18 protein-coding genes are annotated in these 20,209 nt (G+C 65.7%); 12 read left to right on the plus strand and 6 right to left on the minus strand.

Annotated features, from left to right (window positions below):
* Positions 1 to 522: 522 nt before the first annotated feature.
* Entirely contained in the window at positions 523 to 1,947 is a 1,425-nt protein-coding gene (locus GD627_RS02270; protein ID WP_152271183.1) for an AAA family ATPase, read from the minus strand.
* 174 nt (positions 1,948 to 2,121) lie between these two features.
* On the opposite strand from GD627_RS02270, the gene GD627_RS02275 reads away from it, so the two are divergent.
* The 6 genes from GD627_RS02275 to GD627_RS02300 are packed head-to-tail and all read left to right on the plus strand — an operon-like array spanning position 2,122 to position 8,600.
* A complete protein-coding gene (locus GD627_RS02275; protein WP_152271184.1) occupies positions 2,122 to 3,597 on the plus strand; it encodes a fumarylacetoacetate hydrolase family protein in 1,476 nt (491 codons plus the stop codon).
* The gene (locus GD627_RS02280; RefSeq protein WP_152271185.1) at positions 3,594 to 4,310 is read left to right on the plus strand and encodes a GntR family transcriptional regulator; all 717 of its coding nucleotides are present in this window, start codon (positions 3,594 to 3,596) and stop codon (positions 4,308 to 4,310) included. Before GD627_RS02275 ends, GD627_RS02280 begins: the two co-directional genes overlap by 4 nt.
* A 37-nt stretch (positions 4,311 to 4,347) precedes the next feature.
* Positions 4,348 to 5,865, plus strand: coding sequence for a 5-carboxymethyl-2-hydroxymuconate semialdehyde dehydrogenase (hpaE, locus tag GD627_RS02285; RefSeq protein WP_152271186.1), 1,518 nt, complete (start codon positions 4,348 to 4,350; stop codon positions 5,863 to 5,865).
* A gap of 44 nt (positions 5,866 to 5,909) precedes the next feature.
* A complete protein-coding gene (gene hpaD, locus GD627_RS02290) occupies positions 5,910 to 6,995 on the plus strand; it encodes a 3,4-dihydroxyphenylacetate 2,3-dioxygenase (protein WP_152271187.1) in 1,086 nt (361 codons plus the stop codon).
* Positions 6,996 to 7,029: 34 nt separating this feature from the next.
* Positions 7,030 to 7,815: a 2-oxo-hept-4-ene-1,7-dioate hydratase gene (gene hpaH / locus GD627_RS02295; RefSeq protein WP_152271188.1), complete on the plus strand. Its 786-nt coding sequence runs from the start codon at positions 7,030 to 7,032 to the stop codon at positions 7,813 to 7,815.
* Positions 7,800 to 8,600 carry an HpcH/HpaI aldolase family protein gene (locus GD627_RS02300; RefSeq protein WP_194265930.1) on the plus strand — a complete coding sequence of 267 codons (801 nt, stop codon included), beginning with the start codon at positions 7,800 to 7,802 and terminating at the stop codon, positions 8,598 to 8,600. The genes hpaH and GD627_RS02300 overlap by 16 nt, the downstream gene beginning before the upstream one ends.
* Before the next feature lie 379 nt (positions 8,601 to 8,979).
* Here GD627_RS02300 and GD627_RS02305 read toward each other — a convergent pair whose 3' ends face one another.
* Entirely contained in the window at positions 8,980 to 9,690 is a 711-nt protein-coding gene (locus GD627_RS02305; protein WP_152271189.1) for a M23 family metallopeptidase, read from the minus strand.
* Positions 9,691 to 9,919: 229 nt separating this feature from the next.
* On the opposite strand from GD627_RS02305, the gene GD627_RS02310 reads away from it, so the two are divergent.
* Both GD627_RS02310 and GD627_RS02315 read left to right on the plus strand, forming a co-directional pair.
* On the plus strand, positions 9,920 to 10,816 hold the full coding sequence (locus tag GD627_RS02310) for an alpha/beta hydrolase family protein (protein WP_152271190.1): 897 nt from the start codon (positions 9,920 to 9,922) through the stop codon (positions 10,814 to 10,816).
* Entirely contained in the window at positions 10,813 to 11,331 is a 519-nt protein-coding gene (locus GD627_RS02315; RefSeq protein WP_210250438.1) for a MarR family winged helix-turn-helix transcriptional regulator, read from the plus strand. The genes GD627_RS02310 and GD627_RS02315 overlap by 4 nt, the downstream gene beginning before the upstream one ends.
* A 195-nt stretch (positions 11,332 to 11,526) precedes the next feature.
* Here GD627_RS02315 and GD627_RS02320 read toward each other — a convergent pair whose 3' ends face one another.
* The gene (locus GD627_RS02320; RefSeq protein ID WP_152271191.1) at positions 11,527 to 11,727 is read right to left on the minus strand and encodes a hypothetical protein; all 201 of its coding nucleotides are present in this window, start codon (positions 11,725 to 11,727) and stop codon (positions 11,527 to 11,529) included.
* A 273-nt stretch (positions 11,728 to 12,000) separates the two neighbouring features.
* On the opposite strand from GD627_RS02320, the gene GD627_RS02325 reads away from it, so the two are divergent.
* The 4 genes from GD627_RS02325 (at position 12,001) to GD627_RS02340 (ending at position 16,909) form a co-directional block, all read left to right on the plus strand.
* Entirely contained in the window at positions 12,001 to 13,170 is a 1,170-nt protein-coding gene (locus GD627_RS02325) for a sugar ABC transporter substrate-binding protein (RefSeq protein WP_152271192.1), read from the plus strand.
* Positions 13,170 to 14,825, plus strand: coding sequence for a sugar ABC transporter ATP-binding protein (locus tag GD627_RS02330; RefSeq protein ID WP_194265931.1), 1,656 nt, complete (start codon positions 13,170 to 13,172; stop codon positions 14,823 to 14,825). The genes GD627_RS02325 and GD627_RS02330 overlap by 1 nt, the downstream gene beginning before the upstream one ends.
* Positions 14,818 to 15,888: an ABC transporter permease gene (locus GD627_RS02335; protein ID WP_152271194.1), complete on the plus strand. Its 1,071-nt coding sequence runs from the start codon at positions 14,818 to 14,820 to the stop codon at positions 15,886 to 15,888. The genes GD627_RS02330 and GD627_RS02335 overlap by 8 nt, the downstream gene beginning before the upstream one ends.
* A 64-nt stretch (positions 15,889 to 15,952) precedes the next feature.
* A complete protein-coding gene (locus tag GD627_RS02340) occupies positions 15,953 to 16,909 on the plus strand; it encodes a LysR family transcriptional regulator (protein WP_152271195.1) in 957 nt (318 codons plus the stop codon).
* Between the two features lie 4 nt (positions 16,910 to 16,913).
* Here GD627_RS02340 and GD627_RS02345 read toward each other — a convergent pair whose 3' ends face one another.
* Genes GD627_RS02345 through GD627_RS02355 form a run of 3 tightly spaced genes read right to left on the minus strand, consistent with a single transcriptional unit; the run spans position 16,914 to position 20,171 of the window.
* Entirely contained in the window at positions 16,914 to 17,936 is a 1,023-nt protein-coding gene (locus tag GD627_RS02345) for a fumarylacetoacetate hydrolase family protein (RefSeq protein ID WP_152271196.1), read from the minus strand.
* The gene (locus GD627_RS02350; protein WP_152271197.1) at positions 17,929 to 19,047 is read right to left on the minus strand and encodes an amidohydrolase family protein; all 1,119 of its coding nucleotides are present in this window, start codon (positions 19,045 to 19,047) and stop codon (positions 17,929 to 17,931) included. The genes GD627_RS02345 and GD627_RS02350 overlap by 8 nt, the downstream gene beginning before the upstream one ends.
* On the minus strand, positions 19,044 to 20,171 hold the full coding sequence (locus GD627_RS02355; protein WP_152271198.1) for an FAD-dependent monooxygenase: 1,128 nt from the start codon (positions 20,169 to 20,171) through the stop codon (positions 19,044 to 19,046). The genes GD627_RS02350 and GD627_RS02355 overlap by 4 nt, the downstream gene beginning before the upstream one ends.
* Positions 20,172 to 20,209 lie beyond the last annotated feature (38 nt).

Raw genomic sequence — 20,209 nt, forward strand, 5'->3', positions numbered from 1 at the left:
CTTCAGGCGCACGTACACAGCGATAGGCTTCTTCGTCCTGGCAACCGGCCATTATCCACTCTTCCCAGCCGGTAGAGGACCCAGGGTTGAACCACTGCACCTTTCCCGCGAGCGGGTATCGGTCCGCCAGATCGGCTACGTAACGACGTTGCCTATCGTCCTGCGATGCGACGGGATAACTCTGGAGCATGGACAACTCCACCAGATGAGCGTCCTTCTCCATCGCAGCCCTAACACCGTCATCCTCTAGAGAAGCGAGGTGATTTCGGTAATCACTAACACGCCTATCGTCTTCAGTTCGGATCCGTCGACGGGACTCCATGCTCGCCCACCAACGTAGGAACATTGGGGACGCGTGTTTACGCCACTCGGCGTCTATTGCCGGGGTCAATGCGACACCGACCTGGCAATTCCTCTCCTGAAGAATTTGCGTAAGCCTTAGACAGGCTTCGCTGGTCGGGTGTCTTGCTGGTTCAGTGCAGGAACGTGCGATGTTTGCATCCACCACCAAATAGCGGTCCACTACACGGTTCCACGAATAGCGCTGATATATGCGAGATCGGCGTCTTGAGCAATTTCGTCGAAGTCGAGGGGCCAGTCTCCGAATCGTCCTTTACTGTCGAGATCGGCAACATCAACTTTCGAAAAACCAGTCTGTTCGTCTCGGCTAAACCAATTTAAAGAAACATCGGTCGCCGCTATCTCTCCTGACGCGATCTCGGTCTGAATGGCCCGAATCAACAAGGAACTATGTGTTTCCGCTATGACCTTCACACCCCGCTTGGAAGCGCGTACTAGCGTCTTTGCCAATTGTACTTGAGCACGAGGATGCAGATGGATTTCGGGCTGCTCCAAATACACGATTTGCCCCGGCGCAGCAGCAAGCAGGGCCACTACGACGGGTAAGGTTTGGCTCACCCCGAAGCCAACGTCAGCAACACTTACCATGTCTTGGCTTCCGCCCTGTTGGGCCTGGGGCATGCGGCCCACCAAGAGTTCGACAGCTGCATCGTTCTTTCGGCGTGCGTGCACTTTCCAGGTTAGGCCCAGTCGAGCAAGTTCACCCGCAAGAAGCTTCAGTTTGGTTTCATCCTTAACTGCCCATTCCAATACAATGCTGGCGACGTACGTATCTAAGGTTCCGGGATACGTATCGCCAACGGCAGATCGTGGATATTCACGCTCGGGGTTTCCGCGCAAACCGGGTACATGGATGATTCCTTGCAGAAGCCTTATCCATGATCGGGTGTATGTGCTCAGGAAATCGTCAGCTCCAAAGGATATCGGCCGTTTCCCTTCACGGTTGAATTGAAGGTTGACATCTAGGAAACTCCGCTGTCGCTGCACCGGAAAGGAGAGGGTGGTAGGGCCGCCCCCATCCCCAAAGAAATCTCCTTTGGCAAAGTGACTCATCATGCTTTCCCCGTAGTCGCTGAGAAAATCTTCAACGTCAGCACTTATTAGTCCTTCACCCGTTTCTGTCATTCGAATTGATTGCTCGCCTACGCCAGCAACGTCTTCTTCGATGATGTAACCACCCGCCGTGTCGGAATAGGTTACTTGACGATACACATCGCCCGCACGCATCGAAACTTGGAACTTAGAAACCTGACTAAGTTTTGACTTTCCTTTTGTTAAAGTCTGTGAGGCGTCGGTAAACTTAGCGTTTGGACCAAAAAGCAGGAGCGCGCCAGGATCAAAGCTTGAGTCAAGCGTCTGTTTCATAATCAAAAAAGGCTGCATAAAACTAGACTTGCCTGCACTGTTTGTTCCGGAAATAATGGTTAGCGGGGCGATGCGCAACGTGGTTTCAACGCCAATGGCTTTAAATCCAGAAACAGAGAAAAACAGATCTCCTGAATTGAAGTCCTCGTAGTGAGACGCTATTGGAGGGCGCCGTGTTTTCGATTTTCTGACACGTGCTCGGACCGCTTTGTTCGTTGCCATGTTCCCCCACTCCTATTCGAAGGTGGCGAAGAGTCTGGCTGCTCCTCATTCCTAAGCCTTCGTCGATTAGTGTAGGGGTGCAACTGCTCGTGCCGGTACTAAGCGACCCTTGACGTGATCCACACCACATGTAACCCTGATCATATACGATTTCGTACCTGATCCAGGAGAGACATGGGCAACGACGCCACCACGGACACGCTGAAGCAGGCCGGCAAGGTCATCGCCGTCCACATCAACTACCCCTCACGGGCAGCAGAACGCGGACGCACCCCCGAACAGCCCTCCTACTTCCTCAAGCCCGGCTCCTCCCTCGCCCTCACCGGAGGCAGCGTGGAACGCCCGGCCGGCTGCGAATTGCTCGGCTTTGAAGGCGAAATCGCCCTCGTCATCGGCAAGACTGCCCGCCACGTCAGCATCGAAGACGCCTGGAGCCACGTCGGGGGAGTGACCGCCAGCAATGACCTCGGCGTGTACGACCTGCGCTGGGCAGACAAGGGCTCCAACCTCCGCTCCAAGGGCGGCGACGGCTTCACACCCGTGGGCCCGGCCATCCTCAACGCGGCCGACGTCGACCCCGCCAACCTGCGCATCCGCACTTGGGTCAACGGCGAAATCGCGCAGCAGGACACCACAGCGGACCTGCTCTTCCCCTTCGCCCAGCTCGTGGCCGACCTCTCCCAGCTGCTCACCCTGGAACCGGGCGATCTGATCCTCACCGGCACTCCCGCCGGCGCCTCCGTGGCCGTCCCCGGCGACCGCCTCGAAGTGGAAGTCGACGTCCCCGGCACCGACAAGACCACCGGCCGCCTGGCCACCACCGTCACCGACGGCATCACCCCACTGGCATCTTTCGGCGCGCAGCCGAAGATCGACGACAAGCAACGGGAAGAAGCCTGGGGCTCCGCGGAAAAGGCCGGCCTCGCCCCGCAGCAGCAGGAAAAGCCAAAAACCCTCACCCCGGAACTGAAGGCCAAACTGGAATCGGTCGCCACCGCTACCCTGTCCTCCCAGATGCGCGCCCGCGGCCTGAACAACGTCTCCATCGACGGCCTCACCGGCACCCGCACCGGCCGCAAGGTGGTCGGCACGGCCCGCACCCTACGCTTTGTGCCCAACCGCGAGGACCTCTTCAAATCCCATGGCGGTGGCTACAACGCGCAGAAACGCGCCATCGACTCCGTAGGCGAGGGTGAAATCCTGGTCATGGAAGCCCGCGGCGAAAAGGGCACCGGCACCCTGGGCGACATCCTCGCCCTGCGCGCCAAGCACAACGGCGCCGCAGCCATCATCACCGACGGCGGCGTCCGCGACTACTCCACCGTCGCCGGTATCGACCTGCCCGTCTACTGCGCCAACCCGCACCCCGCCGTCCTCGGCCGCAAACACGTCCCCTGGGACACCGACCTCACCATCGCCTGCGGCGGCGCCACCGTGCAGCCCGGCGACATCATTGTGGCCGACGACGACGGCATCCTCGTCATCCCCCCGGCCATCGCGGAGGAGCTGGTGGAGGCCTGCATCAAGCAGGAACACCAGGAAGAGTTCATCGCCGAAATGGTGAAGGCCGGCCACGGCGTCGACGGGCTCTACCCGATGAACGCCGCCTGGAAGGAAAAGTACGAGGCCTGGGCAGCGGAACAGGCATGAGCGGCGTAAACGGGACCGCCAGCAGCACCGGGCAAGCCGCCAGCACCGCCGTAGGCACCGGCTCCAAATCCGAGCAGGCCTATTCTCTGCTCAAGGACCGCATCCTCGGCGGCGAACTAAGCCCGGGCTACCGCCTGGTGCTCAGCAGCATCGCCACGGAGATGGGCTTCAGCGTGGTCCCCGTCCGGGAAGCCATCCGCCGGCTCGAAGCCGAAGGGCTGGTGCACTTTGTCCGCAACGTCGGCGCCACGGTGGCCGGCATCGACCCGGACCTGTACCTGCACACCATGCAGACCCTCAGCATCATCGAGGGTGCCGCCACCGCGCTGGCCGCACCGAGCATCAGCGCCGGGGAACTGGCCCAGGCCCGCGAGCTCAACAACCAGATGCGCGAGGTCCTGACCAACTTCGACCCGGTCCGCTTCACGCAGCTGAACACTGAGTTCCACGCCCTGCTGTACGCCCGCTGCCCCAATCCGCACATCCTGGAGTTGGTTCACCGCGGCTGGAACCGGCTGGGCCGCATGCGCTCCTCCGTCTTCCGGTACGTCCCGGACCGGGCGCACGCGTCAGTGCAGGAACATGAGGCGCTGCTGGACCTGATCGACGCCGGCGCCGCAGCGGCCGACGTCGAGCACGCCGCCCGCGCGCACCGCACCAACACGCTGAACGCCTTCCTGGCCCAGAGCCACCAGCCGCCCTCGCCGATCTAGAACTTCCAAGAATTCAACGACGAAAGAGGAACACCCCATGACGACGCACTTCGTCCCCGAGAACCTGCCCACCCACATCCAGCACTTCATCAACGGCAAGTTCGTGGACTCCGTCAACGGCGCCACCTTCGACGTGCTGGATCCGGTCACCAACCAGACCTACGCCACCGCTGCCGCCGGGCAGAAGGAAGACATCGACGCCGCCGTCGCCGCCGCCCGCGAAGCCTTCGTCAACGGTCCCTGGCCGAAGATGAAGCCGCGCGAACGCGCCCGCATTCTCAATCGGATCGCCGACGCCGTGGAGGCCCAGGAGTCCCGCCTGGCCGAAATGGAAACCTTCGACACCGGCCTGCCCATCACCCAGGCCAAGGGCCAGGCCCTGCGCGCGGCGGAGAACTTCCGCTTTTTCGCGGACCTGATCGTCGCCCAGTTCGACGACGCCATGAAGGTCCCCGGCGCCCAGATCAACTACGTGAACCGCAAGCCCATCGGCGTGGCCGGGCTCATCACGCCGTGGAACACCCCGTTCATGCTCGAGTCCTGGAAGCTTGCCCCGGCTCTTGCCACGGGCAACACCGTGGTGCTCAAGCCCGCCGAATTCACCCCGCTCTCCGCCTCCCTCTGGGCCGACATCTTCACCGACGCCGGCGTTCCCGCCGGTGTGTTCAACCTGGTCAACGGCCTGGGCGAGGAAGCCGGCGACGCACTGGTGAAGCACCCGCAGGTCCCGCTGATCTCCTTCACCGGCGAAACCACCACCGGCAAGACGATCTTCCGCAACGCCGCGGAAAACCTGAAGGGCATGTCCATGGAGCTGGGAGGCAAGAGCCCCTGCGTGATCTTTGCCGACGCGGATCTGGACGCCGCGCTCGATTCCGCCCTGTTCGGCGTCTTCTCCCTTAACGGCGAACGCTGCACCGCCGGCTCGCGCATCCTGGTGGAACGCCCGGTCTACGACGAGTTCTGCGAACGCTTCGCCGCCCGGGCCAAGACCATCGTCGTCGGCGACCCGCACGACCCGAAGACCCAGGTGGGCGCCCTGGTGCACCCCGAACACTTCAAGAAGGTGGCCTCCTACGTGGAGATCGGCAAGACCGAAGGCCGCCTGCTCGCCGGCGGCGGACGCCCCGAAGGCCTCGAAGAAGGCAACTACATTGCCCCCACCGTCTTCGCCGACGTCGCCCCCGACGCCCGGATCTTCCAGGAGGAAATCTTCGGCCCCGTCGTCGCCATCACCCCGTTCGACACCGAAGCCGAAGCCCTGGAACTGGCCAACAACACCAAGTACGGCCTGGCCGCCTACATCTGGACGCAGGACCTGACCCGTGCGCACAACTTCGCGCAGAACACCGAGGCCGGCATGGTCTGGCTGAACAGCCACAACGTCCGCGACCTGCGCACCCCCTTCGGCGGCGTGAAGTCCTCCGGCCTGGGCCACGAGGGCGGCTACCGCTCCATCGACTTCTACACCGACCAGCAGGCCGTGCACATTTCCCTCGGCAAGGTCCACACGCCCAAGTTCGGGACCGACGACGTCGCCAAGGTCGACGGCTAAACCCTCCCCGACACTTCCCCCCGTTTTTGCAAAGGAGCAATTTCATGAGCTTTGAAGTTTCGAACCCGATCCCCACCCCCAGCATCAACCCGCCGGACATTGTCCGCTGCGCCTACACCGAACTGGTGGTCACCGACCTGGAACGGTCGCGCAAGTTCTACGTGGACGTGCTCGGCCTGCACGTCACCGAAGAGGATGAGAACGCCATCTACCTGCGCTCCCTGGAGGAGTTCATCCACCACAACCTGGTGCTGCGCAAGGGCCCGGTGGCCGCCGTCGCCGCCCTGGCCTACCGCGTCCGCACCCCCGAAGACGTGGACACCGCCGAGGCCTACTACAAGGAACTGGGCTGCCGCACCGAACGACGGAGCGACGGCTTCGTGAAGGGCATCGGCGACTCCGTACGTGTGGAGGACCCGCTGGGCTTCCCCTACGAGTTCTTCTACGAAACCGAGCACGTGGAACGCCTCACCCAGCGCTACGACCTCTACTCCGCCGGGGAACTGGTCCGCCTGGACCACTTCAACCAGGTCACCCCGGACGTGCCCCGCGGCCGCGCCTACCTGGAGGACCTGGGCTTCCGGGTCTCCGAGGACATCAAGGACTCCGACGGCGTCACCTACGCCGCCTGGATGCACCGCAAGCAGACCGTGCATGACACCGCCCTGACCGGTGGCGACGGCCCGCGCATGCACCACATGGCCTTCGCGACGCACGAAAAGCACAACATCATCCAGATCTGCGACAAGATGGGCGCCCTGCGCATCTCCGACCGGATTGAACGCGGCCCCGGCCGGCACGGGGTGTCGAATGCCTTCTACCTCTACATCCTGGATCCGGACGACCACCGCATCGAGATCTACACGCAGGACTACTACACCGGCGACCCGGACAACCCCACCATCACCTGGGACGTGCACGACAACCAGCGCCGCGACTGGTGGGGCAACCCCGTGGTCCCGTCCTGGTACACCGAGGCCTCCCTGGTCCTGGACCTGGACGGCAACCCGCAGCCGCTGACCACCCGCACCGAAACCTCCGAAATGGCGGTCACCATCGGCGCGGACGGCTTCTCCTACACCCGCGAACCGGGTGAGGAAAAGGGCTTCAAGGTCGGCTCCCAGCTCTAATTGCCCTCACCTCTACCGAACAGAAAGTAGTGCGGTGCTAGATAAACCAACCCGCCAGGCGATCGCCGATGAACTGGTCGACGCCAAGCAGACCCGGACCCCGGTGCCGCTGCTGACCGCCCGCTATCCCGAGATGACCATCGAGGATTCCTACGCGGTGCAGAACCTCTGGGCGGACCGGCTGCTGGCCTCCGGCCGCCGGGTGGCCGGACACAAGATCGGCCTCACCTCCAAGGCCATGCAGGCCGCCACCGGCATCACCGAGCCCGACTACGGCGTCATCCTTGATGACATGGTGCTGGAAAACGGCTGCACCCTGGCGTGGGACCGGTACACGCATCCGCGGATCGAGGTGGAGCTGGCGTTTGTGCTCGGCAGGCCGCTCTCCGGGCCGGACTGCACCCTGTTCGACGTCCTGGACGCCACGGACTACGTGGTGCCCGCGCTGGAAATCCTGGACTCGCGGATCGAGATGGAGGGCCGGACCATCGTGGACACCATCGCCGATAACGCGGCGATGGGCGCCATGGTGGTGGGCGGGAACCCGGTGAAGCCGGCCGACGTCGACCTGCGCTGGGTTTCGGCCCTGCTCTACCGGAACCAGGGCATCGAGGAAACCGGTGTTGCGGCCGGGGTGCTGAACCACCCTGCCGCCGGCGTGTACTGGCTGGCCAACAAGCTGGCCGCGCACAACACCTCGCTGGAAGCCGGGGAAATCATCCTCGCCGGCTCCTTCACCCGGCCCATGTGGGTTTACAAGGGTGACACTGTCTTTGCCGACTACGGACCGTTGGGAACCATCACATGCCGCTTCGAGTAGAGGAAACCTTCGCCGCACGGCTGGCCGCCCGCGGCCGACAGACCGGCATGTGGGTCTGCTCCGGCAGCCCCCTGATTGCCGAAATCTGCGCCGGCTCCGGCCTGGACTGGCTGCTGATCGACGCCGAGCACAGCCCCAACGGACTCGAATCGCTGCTGGCGCAGCTGCAGGCGGTGCACGGCTATCCGGTCACCCCGGTGGTCCGCCCGCCCATCGGGGACGCGGTGCTGCTGAAGCAGTACCTGGACCTGGGGGCGCAGAACCTGCTGATTCCCATGGTGGACACTGCGGAGCAGGCCGCGGAGCTGGTCCGAGCCGTCCGGTATCCGCCGCTGGGCATCCGCGGGGTGGGCAGCGCCCTGGCCCGGGCCTCGCGCTGGAACCGGATCGACGGGTATCTCGAGAACGCCGCCGAGTCCGTGACCCTGCTGGTGCAGATCGAAACCGCCGCCGCCGTCGAGAACGTGGCTTCGATTGCCGCCGTCGACGGGGTGGACGGGCTGTTCCTCGGGCCGGCTGACCTCGCCGCATCCATGGGCCACCTCGGCCAGCAGGAGCATCCCGAGGTGCTTGCTGCCGTCGAGCACTGCATCCGCGTGGTGAAGGCCGCCGGGAAACCGGTGGGCGTGAACGCGTTCGCCGAGGCCACCGCCCGCCGCTATATCGACGCCGGCGTGGACTTCATCCTGGTGGGCGCCGACGTCGCGATGCTGGCCCGGGGGAGTGAGGCTTTGGCGGCGAAGTTCATGTCCCCGGCCGAGAACGGGGTTCGGGAGAGTTACTGACCGGGGGTATCGGCTGGTTGCTGCGGTCGGGCCTTCACCGGTTCATAGGGCTGGATCATGGTGCCGGGTCGTTGGCCGGAGGGACGCTCCCCGGAGGGACGCCCCCTGACCCGGCCTTCCCACGCTCCGGTACTGGTGGGTCCCGTGTTTTCCCACCATGCACACCAGCCACACTCGGTGGGAGTTCCGGCGGGCCCAGAGGGGACGGATTGGGTCCGGGAACTGGCCAGACGGCTAGCCGCCCGGAGAATCGACCGGTTTGGGAAATCCCTGCCAGTTTGGGATTTTCCTGCCGGGTAAAGCCGTAGCAAAAAACGCAAACCGGCAGCAGAATCGCGAAACGGCAGGAAAAACCGTCTCCCATCCGGCGCGACACCAGTCAGGGCGCCAGGACCGTGGAACCTTCCTGCGGCAACACGTTCTCCCGCGGCAGGAACGTGCGGCCGCGGACGGGTTTCTCGCCGAAGGACCGGAAGACCAGCGGCAGTCCGCGGGCGGTCCACGGATCGGGTCCGTCCATGGCCTGCACATGCACGTGCGGCTGGGTCGAGTTCCCGGAGTTTCCGCAGTCCCCGAGGTGCTGGCCTTCCTCCACGTACTGCCCGGAGCTCACCCGGATAGAGCCCGATTTCAGGTGCATCACGCCGACCACAGCGCCGCCGTCGGGCACCTGGCCCGCGCCGCCGTCGGGCGCCTGGATGAGGACGTAGTTCCCGGCAATCGCTCCGGCGCCTTGCCGCAGCCGGGCCTGCTGGCCGAGCAGATAGGGGATGAGGGTTAGCTGCGACCGTCGGGCTTCATGGTCGGGCTCGCCGTCGCGGACGGTCACAACCTGGCCGGCAACCGGAGCCAGGATGGGACGGCCGAAGGCAAAGAAGAGCTCCGGCGGCTCGGTGCCTACCGCGGTGTGCCAGCTGACCCAGGGTGCCGTCCGCCCGGACTTGTCCACGCACACAAAGTCGATGGCGTAGGTGGTTGCGAGGAGATGGCTCCCGTGGCTGGGCACCCGGCGCAGCGGGCTGTTCTGCACCTTCCATGTTCCGGTAAACGGGAGGGCGAGCTCCAGCGGGGCGGCGGGGGTGTTCATCATGGTTCCCTTTATAGGGTTCGCGGACCCTCGTGCGCGATGACCTGTGCGGGTTTGACCCCGAGTTTGGCCCGGATGGTGCCGCAGGTTCAGGGGACGAGCCTAACCCGAAAGTGCACTGAGGGCGCGGGCGCGGCGACCAACTCCCTAACTCCCCGGCAGCGTCTCCGGCGTAGACCCACGGAACAAGCGGGGGTACACGGAACCCGCTGTCCCGTGTAGATTACTTCGCATGCGAAATAATAGTGTGGCGGCTGTCACGTCCGAACGAATCAGCATCCCCGTCCCTGCGGGCGGTGCGCTCGCCGGCACCGTGCGCCTGCCGGCCGACGACGCGCCCCGCGCTGCCGTCGTCATCCACCCGGCCACAGCCGTGGCCGAGCGCCTCTACACCGGTTTCAGCGAATACCTGGCCGAAAACGGGTACGCGGTGCTCACCTACGACTACCGCGGAACCGGTGCCTCCGGCAGTCCGAAGGCCAACCGGAAGCTGCGGATGCGGGACTGGATGAGTCAGGACGTTCCGGCCGCCGCGGAGTGGGTGTCCGCGCGGTTCCCGGAGCTGCCGCGCCTGGCCGTCGGGCACAGCATCGGCGGGCATGCGATGGCCCTGGATAACGGCACCGACGGACTGCTGGGGTTCGTGGCCGTGGCTTCGCACGCCGGTGTCACCCGAGCCATCCAGAATCCGAAGGAACGGCTGCGCGTGGGACTGGTCCTGCGGGTCCTCGGTCCGGTCACCAGTCGGCTGCTCGGCGCAGTGCCGGGCCGGAAAATGGGCCTGGGCGAGGACATGCCCGGCGGCGCCATGCTCGAGTGGAGCTCCTGGTCCCGCCGGCCCAACTACTTCTTCGACGATCCGAGCATGGACGCCGCCGAACGCGCAGCCCGGGTCAAGGCCGAGGTCCTGTCCATCGGCTTCACCGACGACCTCTGGGCCACGCCGGGACAGATCGACGCCATCTACGGCCGGCTCACCAACGCCGCGCTGGAGCGGCGCACCTACTCGCCAGACGACGCCGGGGTGCCCGCGATCGGGCATATGGGCTTCTTCCGGCGCGGCGTCAAGGACAAGCTGTGGCCTGAGATCCTCACCTGGCTGGACGGACGGATCGCGAACCGGACATGACCGCGGGCGACGGCGGCGGCGGGACGGGTGACGGCGGACGGACGGGTGACGGCGGCGGCGGGACGGGTGACGGCGGCCGGATGGACGACGGCGGCCGACAGCGGGCTCCGCGGCTGATCTTCCTGACGCTGACCGCCGAGCGGAGGCTGCGGCGGTGGATCGGACGCCGGGGTGAGGACCGCGGCCTCAGCGCGCCGGCCGCCGGCGTGCTGCTGTATCTGTCCGCCTGTCCCGGGGCGAGCACCGGCGAGGTGGCTGAAGCCGTGGACGCCTCGCCGGCCGGGCTGAGCGGGCTGCTGTCCCGGCTGGAGAGAGCCGGTCTCCTCACCCGGTCACCGGATCCGGCGGACCGCCGGATCGTCCGGGTGTACCTGACCGCCGACGGGAAGGCCGCGCTCGGCGTCGTGAAGTCCGCCCTAAGCGAGCTGAATGGAAAGGTCACCGACGGGTTCAGCGCCGAGGAGCTGGCCGTCGTCGCGCGCTGGCTGCAGCACGTGGGGAGGGTGCTGGATTAGTCCGGGTCTGCGAGGAAACCCCGCAGGGCAACGATGAAACCCGTCCGCTTCCGAGGCCTAAGTTCCATGACCTGCAGGCACGCCCAATTGCCGGACAAGCCCTGCGCGGGAACCAGGTCACCGACCACGAGCGAGGTGGTGGAAGTCGGTGAGAAAGGGAACCTCGGTGTTATTGGAGGCTCGGGCCGAGCCGGCTCAGACCGGGCCCGGGCGGAATCCCCGGTAGCCAAGTACTACGGCGAGGCTGAGCCAGATGGTGGCGGAAACGTAGTCGAACCATTCCGATGCGTTGCCGAAAGCAAGTATTGAGAACATCAACATGGCGACCGCACCACAGAAATACATGATGGCGTTACTTGAGCGGTTGTTGGATTCAGTGCCCCCGGGAATTGTCATGCTCGGAAGAATACCTTGTTCCACGCAGCATGCTGTTGAACAGAACGGGGGGGAGGCCCCGATGGTGACGGCGCATGCGCCAAGACCCCAGCGACTGGACTCCCGTAAGCACCGAGCGGCTGCTGCTGCGCCGGGGCCGGTACATCCACGTGGTTATCCGTTAAACAAATACGAGGTATCCCAATTAGTCTCTTCCTGACATAGCCAGGCTCCTTCACAGTGGTTGGAACGTGATGCACGTCACGCTTCCCTTTGACTGTCAATGGAGACCCGATGAGAAGCATGAAGCCGATGAAGGTCCGCGGCGCACTCGGCGCCTTACTGATTGCCAGCCTCGCTCTGGCATCCTGCAGTACGGCAACTGCAGAGGATGAACCCGCTGACGCACCATCCGCTTCGGCAGCAACCTCCGGGAGCACCGACGCCTTGGCTGCCGCATATGAAGGGACGGTCGGCACCCCGCCCACCGAATCGGTTCCAGTCCCCGAAGACCTCACGGCTTGGATTGTCTCCTGCGGACAGTCACAGGTGACGTGCTCGACACCTTCCCAGGCAGCGGCGGATGCGGCGGAAGCCATCGGCTGGCAAAGCAACATCTGTGACGGCCAACTCAATCCCAACGGCTGGGCAAGCTGCATTCGTCAGGGTGTGGGGGCCAACGCGGACGTCATCCTTGTGATGGGCCAGGACTGCTCCAGTTTCCAAGGCCCCCTCGAGGAAGCCCGTGCGGCAGGAATTACGACGGTGGGGGTCGGAGCCAACGACTGTGACATCGACGGCGGCGAACCGCTGTACTCCGGCATCACCAAGAAGCTGGACGGACTGGACAACGAGCAGTGGTGGAACATGGTCGGCAAACTGCAGGCAGACTGGCTGATCGGCCAGACCGACGGCGATCTGAAACTGCTGGAAGTGACGTTCGCCGACGCCAGGTTTGGACCCTGGATCAGCGCCGGCCTGAACGCCGAACTTGAGGACTGTGACACCTGCGAAGTGGTGGGAACACTGCAGCTGAGCAACCAGGACGCGGCGAGCGGCACCATGGCGCAGAAGCTCTCCACCGCCCTGCTCCAGGCGCCGGATGCCAACGCCATCTCCGTTCCGCTGGACGGCTGGTTCCTGGCAGGTCTCTCGCAGGCCATTGTGTCTTCCCAGCGTTCTGACGATCTGGCCGTCATCGGCACCTTCGGGCAACGCAGCAACCTGGACCTGATTGCGGCAGGCGAAGGCCAGGATGCATCCGTTACGTTCAGCCTGGAGTGGGACGGGTGGTCCGGTGTGGACACCGCTCTGAGGCTGCTCGCTGACCAGGAGATTGCCGCCTCCGGCGTCGGGCTCCAGGTAGTGGACGCGGAAACCAACATGCCCGCGGACGGCACCGCCTTCACGTATAACCCGGAAATCGATTTCAAGCAGGCTTATCTGGAGGCTTGGGGCGAGTAGTGGCTGCGCATAACGAACACCGCCGTTCCGTGCCCGCGGCAGCCGCGGGCACGGAACGGCCGGGTGAGCACGCGGGGACCGTTGCCTTGGCCGCGCACGGGCTGGTGAAGTCATTCGCCGGCGCCCCAGCGCTGTCGGGAGTGGACCTGACGGTCAGCGGGGGAACGATCCATGCGCTGCTCGGGGGCAACGGCTCGGGCAAATCGACGCTGATCAAGTGCCTCGCCGGCGTCTACCAGGCCGATGCAGGAACGATCAGCATCCACGGCGAAAACCTTCCGGCCCGGCAGGTGACCCCGCGCCGCGCACGTGCCGCCGGACTGAGGTTTGTTCATCAGGATCTTGGCCTGTTCGACTCCTTGAGTGTGGCGGAGAATTTTGCATTGGACGCGGGTTTCCCCACCAATCCGCTGCATGGAATCCGTTGGCGGGAATTGCAGAACCGGGTGGACGGGCTGCTTGCGCACTACGCCATAGCGGTCCGGGCAACCGACCGACTGGGTTCGCTGCGGCCCAGCCAAAAAACCATGGTGGCGGTGGCACGGGCCCTCGCCGACCAGCAGGAGAGCGAATACACGCTGCTTCTGGACGAGCCGACGGCGTCTCTGGCTGAGGACGAGTCCAGGGAACTGATGGCGGCACTGCGCTCCCGTGCCAACCACGGGCAGACCATCGTGCTGGTGACGCACCGTTTCCGTGAAATCGAGGAAGTGGCAGACCACGTCACAGTGCTCCGCGACGGCATCGTTGCCGGCGGCGGACCCGTGGCTGATACGTCCATCGCTGCCATCGTCGACATGATGTCGGGCGCCAGTCTGACCGCCGGTTCCGCCGGCGTTGAGGCTGCGCTTCGAACTCCGGCGCCGCCGGCTCAGGGGGCCGGCGCGCGGAGTCCCCTCTTTGAAGGCAGGGATCTTTCCAGATTCCCGCTGAGCGACGTAAACCTTTCGGTGGCATCCGGTGAAATTGTGGGACTGGCCGGACTGGCCGGTTCAGGCCGCTCTACCGTCCTGCGAGCGATTTTCGGAGACACCGCGCTGACCGGCGGAAGCATGAGCCTGGACGGGGCGCCCCATGAACCGTCCTCTCCCGCGGACGCGGTCCGTTCCGGCGTCGTCTTCGTACCGGAAAACCGCCACCGGGACGCAGCCTTCCTGGACCTCGGAGTCCGGGAAAATGCCTCCGCCACCGTCATCGGGCGCTACTGGCGCAGGCTCGTGATGAACCTGCGGATGGAACGCGATGAGACCCACCGGCTGCTGGCCGACCATTCTGTTCGCGCTGACGGAATAGAGATCCCGATCAGCAGGCTCTCCGGCGGCAACCAGCAGAAGGTGATCCTGGCACGCTGGTTGCGGCGAAAGCCCCGGCTGCTCCTGCTCGACGAACCAACCCAGGGGGTCGATGTGACCTCCCGCCGGGATATCTACCGGTCGCTGCGGGACATCGCAGCACAAGGGTGCGGAGTGCTGGTGGCCTCCAGCGACCTCGACGAACTCGCCGAGCTGTGCGATCGGATCCTGGTCCTGGTGGAAGGCCATATCGTCGCCGATCTTGACCCCGCAGACACCGGACGCAGTGCACTTGCCGCCGCCGTGATGGCCGCAGATCACACCCCCGTGCACCTCAGGAAGGACCAGAAGACTAATGGATAGCAGCCACGCACCGGCAGGATCCCTCGAGGCCCGTGAAGCCACAGTCGCCGGTCCGGCCGGGTCGGAAAGCTCCCGGTCCCGGCCACAACGCAGGTCGGGAGGCCGGCTTCCGGGCGCGCACCTGGAACGTTTTGCCCTGCCGCTGCTGCTGGTCCTGATCATCGCCTTCTTCGGTGTTTTCCCGGCCAGCTCCACTGTCTTTCTCAGCGGAGCCAACGTCTCGGTGGTGCTGGCAAACCAGTCCGTCGTTACCCTTGTCGCCCTCGCCCTGATATTTCCCCTTGTGGCAGGACACTTTGATTTCTCGGTTGGCGGTATCGCGGTCCTGAGCAGCGTAGTCACTGCAGCTTCCATGGCGCATTTTTCGCTGCCGCTGTGGTTGTCCTGCCTGCTCGGCGTGGCAGTAGCTGCCGTTGTGGGAGCGGTAAACGGACTGCTGGTGGCACGGTTTGGGATGAACGCCTTCGTCTCCACCCTCGGCATGGCCACACTTCTGGGCGGACTCATCCAGTGGTACACCGGCGGGCTAGCCATCATCGGCGTGGATCCGGCGTTCACTACGTTCGGCAGCAGCGCCTGGCTGGGCCTGCCGCGGGTGGTGTTCGTGGTGGCAGTGCTCGCTTTCCTGGCCTGGTATCTCCTGACACACACTCCCTTCGGCCGCGCCCTGTACGCCATTGGGTCCAATAACCGGGCCGCCGTCCTGGTGGGCCTGCCGCTGCGCCGCTACACCCAGACCGCCTTTTGCCTCTCCGGAACCCTGGCCGGGCTGGCAGGAGTCATCCTTGCGGCACGAACGGGCGGAGCCAATGCGGACAACGGAACCTACCTGCTTTTCCCTGCCTTGGCAGCTGTCTTTCTGGGAGCAACCGCCATACTGCCGGGCCGTTTCAACGTGGTCGGAACAGTGGTCGGAGTGCTGTTCGTCGCGGTCAGCGTCAGCGGCCTGACACTGAGCGGCGCCGCCAACTGGGTGGACCAGGTCTTTAACGGCGTGGCGCTTCTTATCGCCGTCGGGCTGTCCAGTTATCTCGGCCGGCGCCGTTCGGGCCAAGGGACGTAGTGGAAGGGCAGCTCTACCGCCCCGCCGGGAAGAAGCAAGTAGCCGCTCGCCTATGCTGTCCCGCATGAAGTCCATCGATCTGAACCTCCTGCCGACGCTTCAGGCCCTGCTGCGGCTGCGGAACGTGTCCCGGGCCGCGGAGCATCTGCAGCTGAGTCAGCCGGCGACAAGCGCCGCCCTCTCCCGGCTGCGCCGCTATTTCGACGACGAACTGCTCGTCCGTTCCGGCAGGCACTTCCAGCTCACCCCGCTGGCGCAGGACCTGGTCCCGCTGGTGGACGAGGCGTTGCAGGGCCTGGACCGGGTCACCGGCATCCGGAGCAGGTTCAATCCCTTCACCAGCGACCGCGAGTTCACCATCGCGGCGTCGGACTACGCAGCAACGGTGATACTGGAACCGCTGCGCCGCATCCTGCAGGTCGAGGCACCTGGTGTCAGCGTGAACGTTGTCTCGGGAGATGCGATGCCCCTGCACCAGGCCGATTTCACCCGCTGCGACCTGATGGTCGGACCCACCGGGTACTCCCTGCCCGGGGAGAAAAAAGCGGTCTTCCGGGACAGCTTCGTGGCGGTGGTCGATTCCGGGAACCCCATCCTGCAGGCGGACACCCTCACCGCGGAGGAGCTCGGCAGGCTCCCGCACGCCGTGGGCAACTTCGGCGCATCGATCAAAACCCCTGCGGACCTCTTCTGGGAAACGCTGGGGGTTAAACGCCGGGTCGCCGCGCAGGTATCCGGGTTGCTTGCCCTCCCGTTGCTCGTTGAAGGGACGGATCTGGTGGCGGTGGTTCCGAAAATGCTCGCCCTCAAATCGCAGCGGGGAGCAGGGATTTCGATCATCGAATTTCCCACGGAAACGGAACCCGTGCTGGTGGAGGCCATGTTCTGGCACCCCAGCCGGGCCCAGGACCCGGCGAACCTGTGGCTCCGTTCCGTGGTCCAGCGCGCCTGCGCGCAGCGGCACCCGGAGAGCACCGTCGTGACCCGCCTGGCGGAGGTCGGCGGAACTCTGCGCCCCTGACGGTTCAGCCCCGCGCCGCCGCGGCGCCGTCGTAACTGCGCGGCAGACGCTGCCGGGGCCGGGCACGCACCAGGGTGGATGCTTCACGCCGGGGACCCACGGTGTTGGTGATGGTGCCGATGCCCTCCACCGTCATGCTGACGCTGTCCCCGGTCTGCAGGGGAGGCGGAGCCTGATCGCCCTGGCGCCCCCACAGTTCGGCAAGGCAGCCGCTGCCGCAGGTGCCGGACCCCAGCACATCCCCCGGAAGCACCAGGGAATCCTGCGAGGCATAGGCCACCAGCTCGGCAAACGGCCAGCCCATGTTGGACAACAGGTCCTCGCCCACCCGGATGCCGTTGACGTCCACGCTCATCCGCAGGTCCAGGAAACCGTCGGCGTCCTGCCGGTGGGCGAACTCGTCGGCGGTGACAATCCAGGGTCCCAGGGTGCCGGCGAAATCCTTGCCCTTGCACGGGCCCAGGCTGACCTTCATTTCCCGGCGCTGCAGGTCCCGGGCGGACCAGTCATTGAAGATGGTGTAACCGAAGATGTGCCGCTGCGCCTGCTCCGCGCTGAGATTGCCCCCGCCGCTGCCGGGAACCCGCCCGACGACGGCGGCGACCTCCGTTTCGAAATCCAGCTGGTGGCAGCCTGCCGGAATGGGAATCTCATCCCCCGTGGCCCGGATGGTGTGCGGATTCGAGAAATAGAACGTGGGGGCCTGATACCACTCCTCCATCACTCCGGGTGCCCCGTCGATGCTGATCCGCATCCCTTCTACGTGCTCCTCGAAGGCCACAAAGTCACGCAGGGAGGCGGGGACCAACGGTGCCAGCAGCACGACGCCGGCCAGCGGGACAGGCGCGCCCGTTCCGGAGGTCGGGGCGCCCCCGAGGATCCGTTCCGCGGCGGCCAGGGACTCGTCCAGCCCGGCGTCCAGCAGGTCATTGACGGTCTGTCCGGCGGGCAGCGGGTACGCCCGGTCCCCCTGGATGAAACCGGCGCGGACCTCCCCGCCGTCGTTCCAGCGTGCGAGCTTAACCATCGTCTGCGTGTCCTTCCGTGGCCAGGGCAGGTGCGGCGCCGGAGTTTCTGAGGCCCGGCCGGATGCCGAGGGCTGCGGCATTGCCGGCGAGGATGCCGTGCTCCTCCCGGGCGGACAGATCCGCGGCGCGGACCTCCCCGGCGGGGTCGTCGGTGCCCATATCGAACGGATAGTCCGAGCCCAGCAGGATCCGGTCCGCACCCGCCGCCGCAGCCAGCGCCCGCAGCTCGGAAGGACTGTGGGTGAGCGAGTCGAACCACAGCCGGTGAAGGTAGGACGACGGCGGGGCGGCGCACCCGTGGGCATCCGGCCGGACCCGCCAGGCATGGTCCGACCGGCCCAGCGTGCCGGGCAGGTAGCCCCCGCCGTGCGCCGCGAGAATCCGCAGCTTCGGGTAGCGGTCCAGCACGCCGGAGAAGATCAGGTGGGAGAGGGCGACGGCGTTCTCCGCCGGCTGCGCCACGGTATTGGCCAGATAGAACCGGTCCAGCCGCTCATCCAGCGAGCAGCCGAACGGATGCAGGAAAACAAGCGCACCGAGTTCTTCGGCGCGGGCCCAGAACGGTTCCAGCCCAGGGTCGGACAGTTCCACGGTCCCGGCGTTCGGATCCTGCCCCGGACTGCGGTTCACCCCGGGGGCGTAGGAACCGATTTCCACGCCCAGCAGCCCGCAGTCCTGCACCGCATGCTCCAGCGCCGCGACCATGGAGCCCGGATCCTGCAGGGGAGCCAGTCCCAGTCCCGCCAGCCTGCCGGGGGCGGATTCCACCAGGTCCCGGACCGCGGTGTTGGCCCGGCGGGCGATTTCCGCTCCGAGTTCCGGCCCGGCGAAATAGTAATAGTGCGACGGCGAGGGGGAGACCAGCTGCACATCGATTCCTGCGGCATCCATGTCCGCGAGCCGCCGGGACAGGTCCACCAGCCGCGGCCAGCGGTCCCGGATCATGGCGCCGGAGATTTTCAGGGATTCGGCTCCCTGCCGCCGGGCGTCGAGCTCCTGGGCGGCCGCGAATTCCGCCGGGGCGCAGACCGCCACGTAGTCCTGCAGCGCCGGCAGGACCACGTGTGCATGGACGTCCACCACCGGGGGCACGGTGTCCGCGCCGCTCATGCGGGGATGCTCACGGCCGCGGCCACGGTGGCAATGACGCCGGGCACATCCGCGTCCCGCATCCGGCCCTCGAGCATCCACTGTCCCAGCTGGACCGATCCCCGGACCACGGTGCGGGCCCGTTCCAGCCGCCGCTGCGTGAAGGCCTCCCAGAGGGAATCGTCCAGGGTGTCCCGGCTGGTCAGCAGATCCGCCAGGACCGCCCCGTCTTCCACGGCCAGCGCTGCCCCCTGGGCGATGGTGGGCGGGCAGCTGTGGGCGGCGTCACCGATGATCACGGCCCGGCCGCGGTTCCAGGGGCCGTCCACCAGATGGGTGGTGAACCGGGTGTAGTTGATCCGTGCGCTGTGGTCGAGGCTGGCCCGGATCTCCGTCCACGGTCCGCCGTAGGCCGCCGCGAGTTCGGCCATGACTTGCGGACCGTCCTCTACCCGCCGTTCCTGGGCATCCTCCACCAGATAGGCGTACATGCTGTCCTTGCCGGTGGGGCAGTATCCGGCAATGTAGCAGGGACCGCCGTAGGTCAGGTCGGTGCGGACCACGTCGGCCGGCCGCTCCACGAACGCCCGCCAGATCCCCATGCCGGTGGGCTCCGGCTCGGCGGAAATCCCGAGGGCCGCCCGCACGGCGGAATGAAGCCCGTCGGCACCGATCAGCAGGTCATAGGCAAGGCGCTCGCCGTCGTCGGTAATCACCGTGACGGACCCGGCATCCTGTTCCACGCCCTTGACCTTCCTGCCGTAGCTGATCCGCACGCCGGCGCCGGCGGCGCGGCGCCGGAGCGCGTCGGCTAGGTCCGGCCGGTACATGCCCAGCGTGGCGGGCAGGTCCGCTCCGCCGGTCCGGACATCATCCACCACCGAGAGCACGGTGCCTGCCGGATCCGGGGCGCGGAACCCGAGCTCGCTGAACGCGAAGCCCTTGGCCTCGATTTCCTCCCAGATGCCCAGCTGCCGGAAAATCCGCAGGGCGTTGCCCTGCAGGGTGATGCCGGAGCCGAGCGGGGAGGGGCCGTCTTCCTTTTCCAGCACCTCCACGTCCACTCCTGCGTCGGCGAGGATAATCGCCGCAGTCAGTCCGGCGGCACCGGATCCGACGATGCCTACTCGCGTCACAGCTGCCATGATGCAAACTCCCTTGTTTTCATTCCGGCGGATGATGA

The sequence above is a fragment of the Arthrobacter yangruifuii genome (assembly GCF_009192775.1).
GTDB lineage: Bacteria > Actinomycetota > Actinomycetes > Actinomycetales > Micrococcaceae > Arthrobacter_B > Arthrobacter_B yangruifuii.

Excerpts from the sequence above, each read along its gene's own strand:
- GD627_RS02270 (WP_152271183.1), bottom strand. The coding sequence starts at position 1,947 with ATGGCAACGAACAAAGCGGTCCGAGCACGTGTCAGAAAATCGAAAACA.
- GD627_RS02275 (WP_152271184.1), top strand. The coding sequence starts at position 2,122 with ATGGGCAACGACGCCACCACGGACACGCTGAAGCAGGCCGGCAAGGTC.
- GD627_RS02280 (WP_152271185.1), top strand. The coding sequence starts at position 3,594 with ATGAGCGGCGTAAACGGGACCGCCAGCAGCACCGGGCAAGCCGCCAGC.
- hpaE (WP_152271186.1), top strand. The coding sequence starts at position 4,348 with ATGACGACGCACTTCGTCCCCGAGAACCTGCCCACCCACATCCAGCAC.
- hpaD (WP_152271187.1), top strand. The coding sequence starts at position 5,910 with ATGAGCTTTGAAGTTTCGAACCCGATCCCCACCCCCAGCATCAACCCG.
- GD627_RS02300 (WP_194265930.1), top strand. The coding sequence starts at position 7,800 with ATGCCGCTTCGAGTAGAGGAAACCTTCGCCGCACGGCTGGCCGCCCGC.
- GD627_RS02305 (WP_152271189.1), bottom strand. The coding sequence starts at position 9,690 with ATGATGAACACCCCCGCCGCCCCGCTGGAGCTCGCCCTCCCGTTTACC.
- GD627_RS02310 (WP_152271190.1), top strand. The coding sequence starts at position 9,920 with ATGCGAAATAATAGTGTGGCGGCTGTCACGTCCGAACGAATCAGCATC.
- GD627_RS02315 (WP_210250438.1), top strand. The coding sequence starts at position 10,813 with ATGACCGCGGGCGACGGCGGCGGCGGGACGGGTGACGGCGGACGGACG.
- GD627_RS02320 (WP_152271191.1), bottom strand. The coding sequence starts at position 11,727 with ATGACAATTCCCGGGGGCACTGAATCCAACAACCGCTCAAGTAACGCC.
- GD627_RS02325 (WP_152271192.1), top strand. The coding sequence starts at position 12,001 with ATGAGAAGCATGAAGCCGATGAAGGTCCGCGGCGCACTCGGCGCCTTA.
- GD627_RS02335 (WP_152271194.1), top strand. The coding sequence starts at position 14,818 with ATGGATAGCAGCCACGCACCGGCAGGATCCCTCGAGGCCCGTGAAGCC.
- GD627_RS02340 (WP_152271195.1), top strand. The coding sequence starts at position 15,953 with ATGAAGTCCATCGATCTGAACCTCCTGCCGACGCTTCAGGCCCTGCTG.
- GD627_RS02345 (WP_152271196.1), bottom strand. The coding sequence starts at position 17,936 with ATGGTTAAGCTCGCACGCTGGAACGACGGCGGGGAGGTCCGCGCCGGT.
- GD627_RS02350 (WP_152271197.1), bottom strand. The coding sequence starts at position 19,047 with ATGAGCGGCGCGGACACCGTGCCCCCGGTGGTGGACGTCCATGCACAC.
- GD627_RS02355 (WP_152271198.1), bottom strand. The coding sequence starts at position 20,171 with ATGGCAGCTGTGACGCGAGTAGGCATCGTCGGATCCGGTGCCGCCGGA.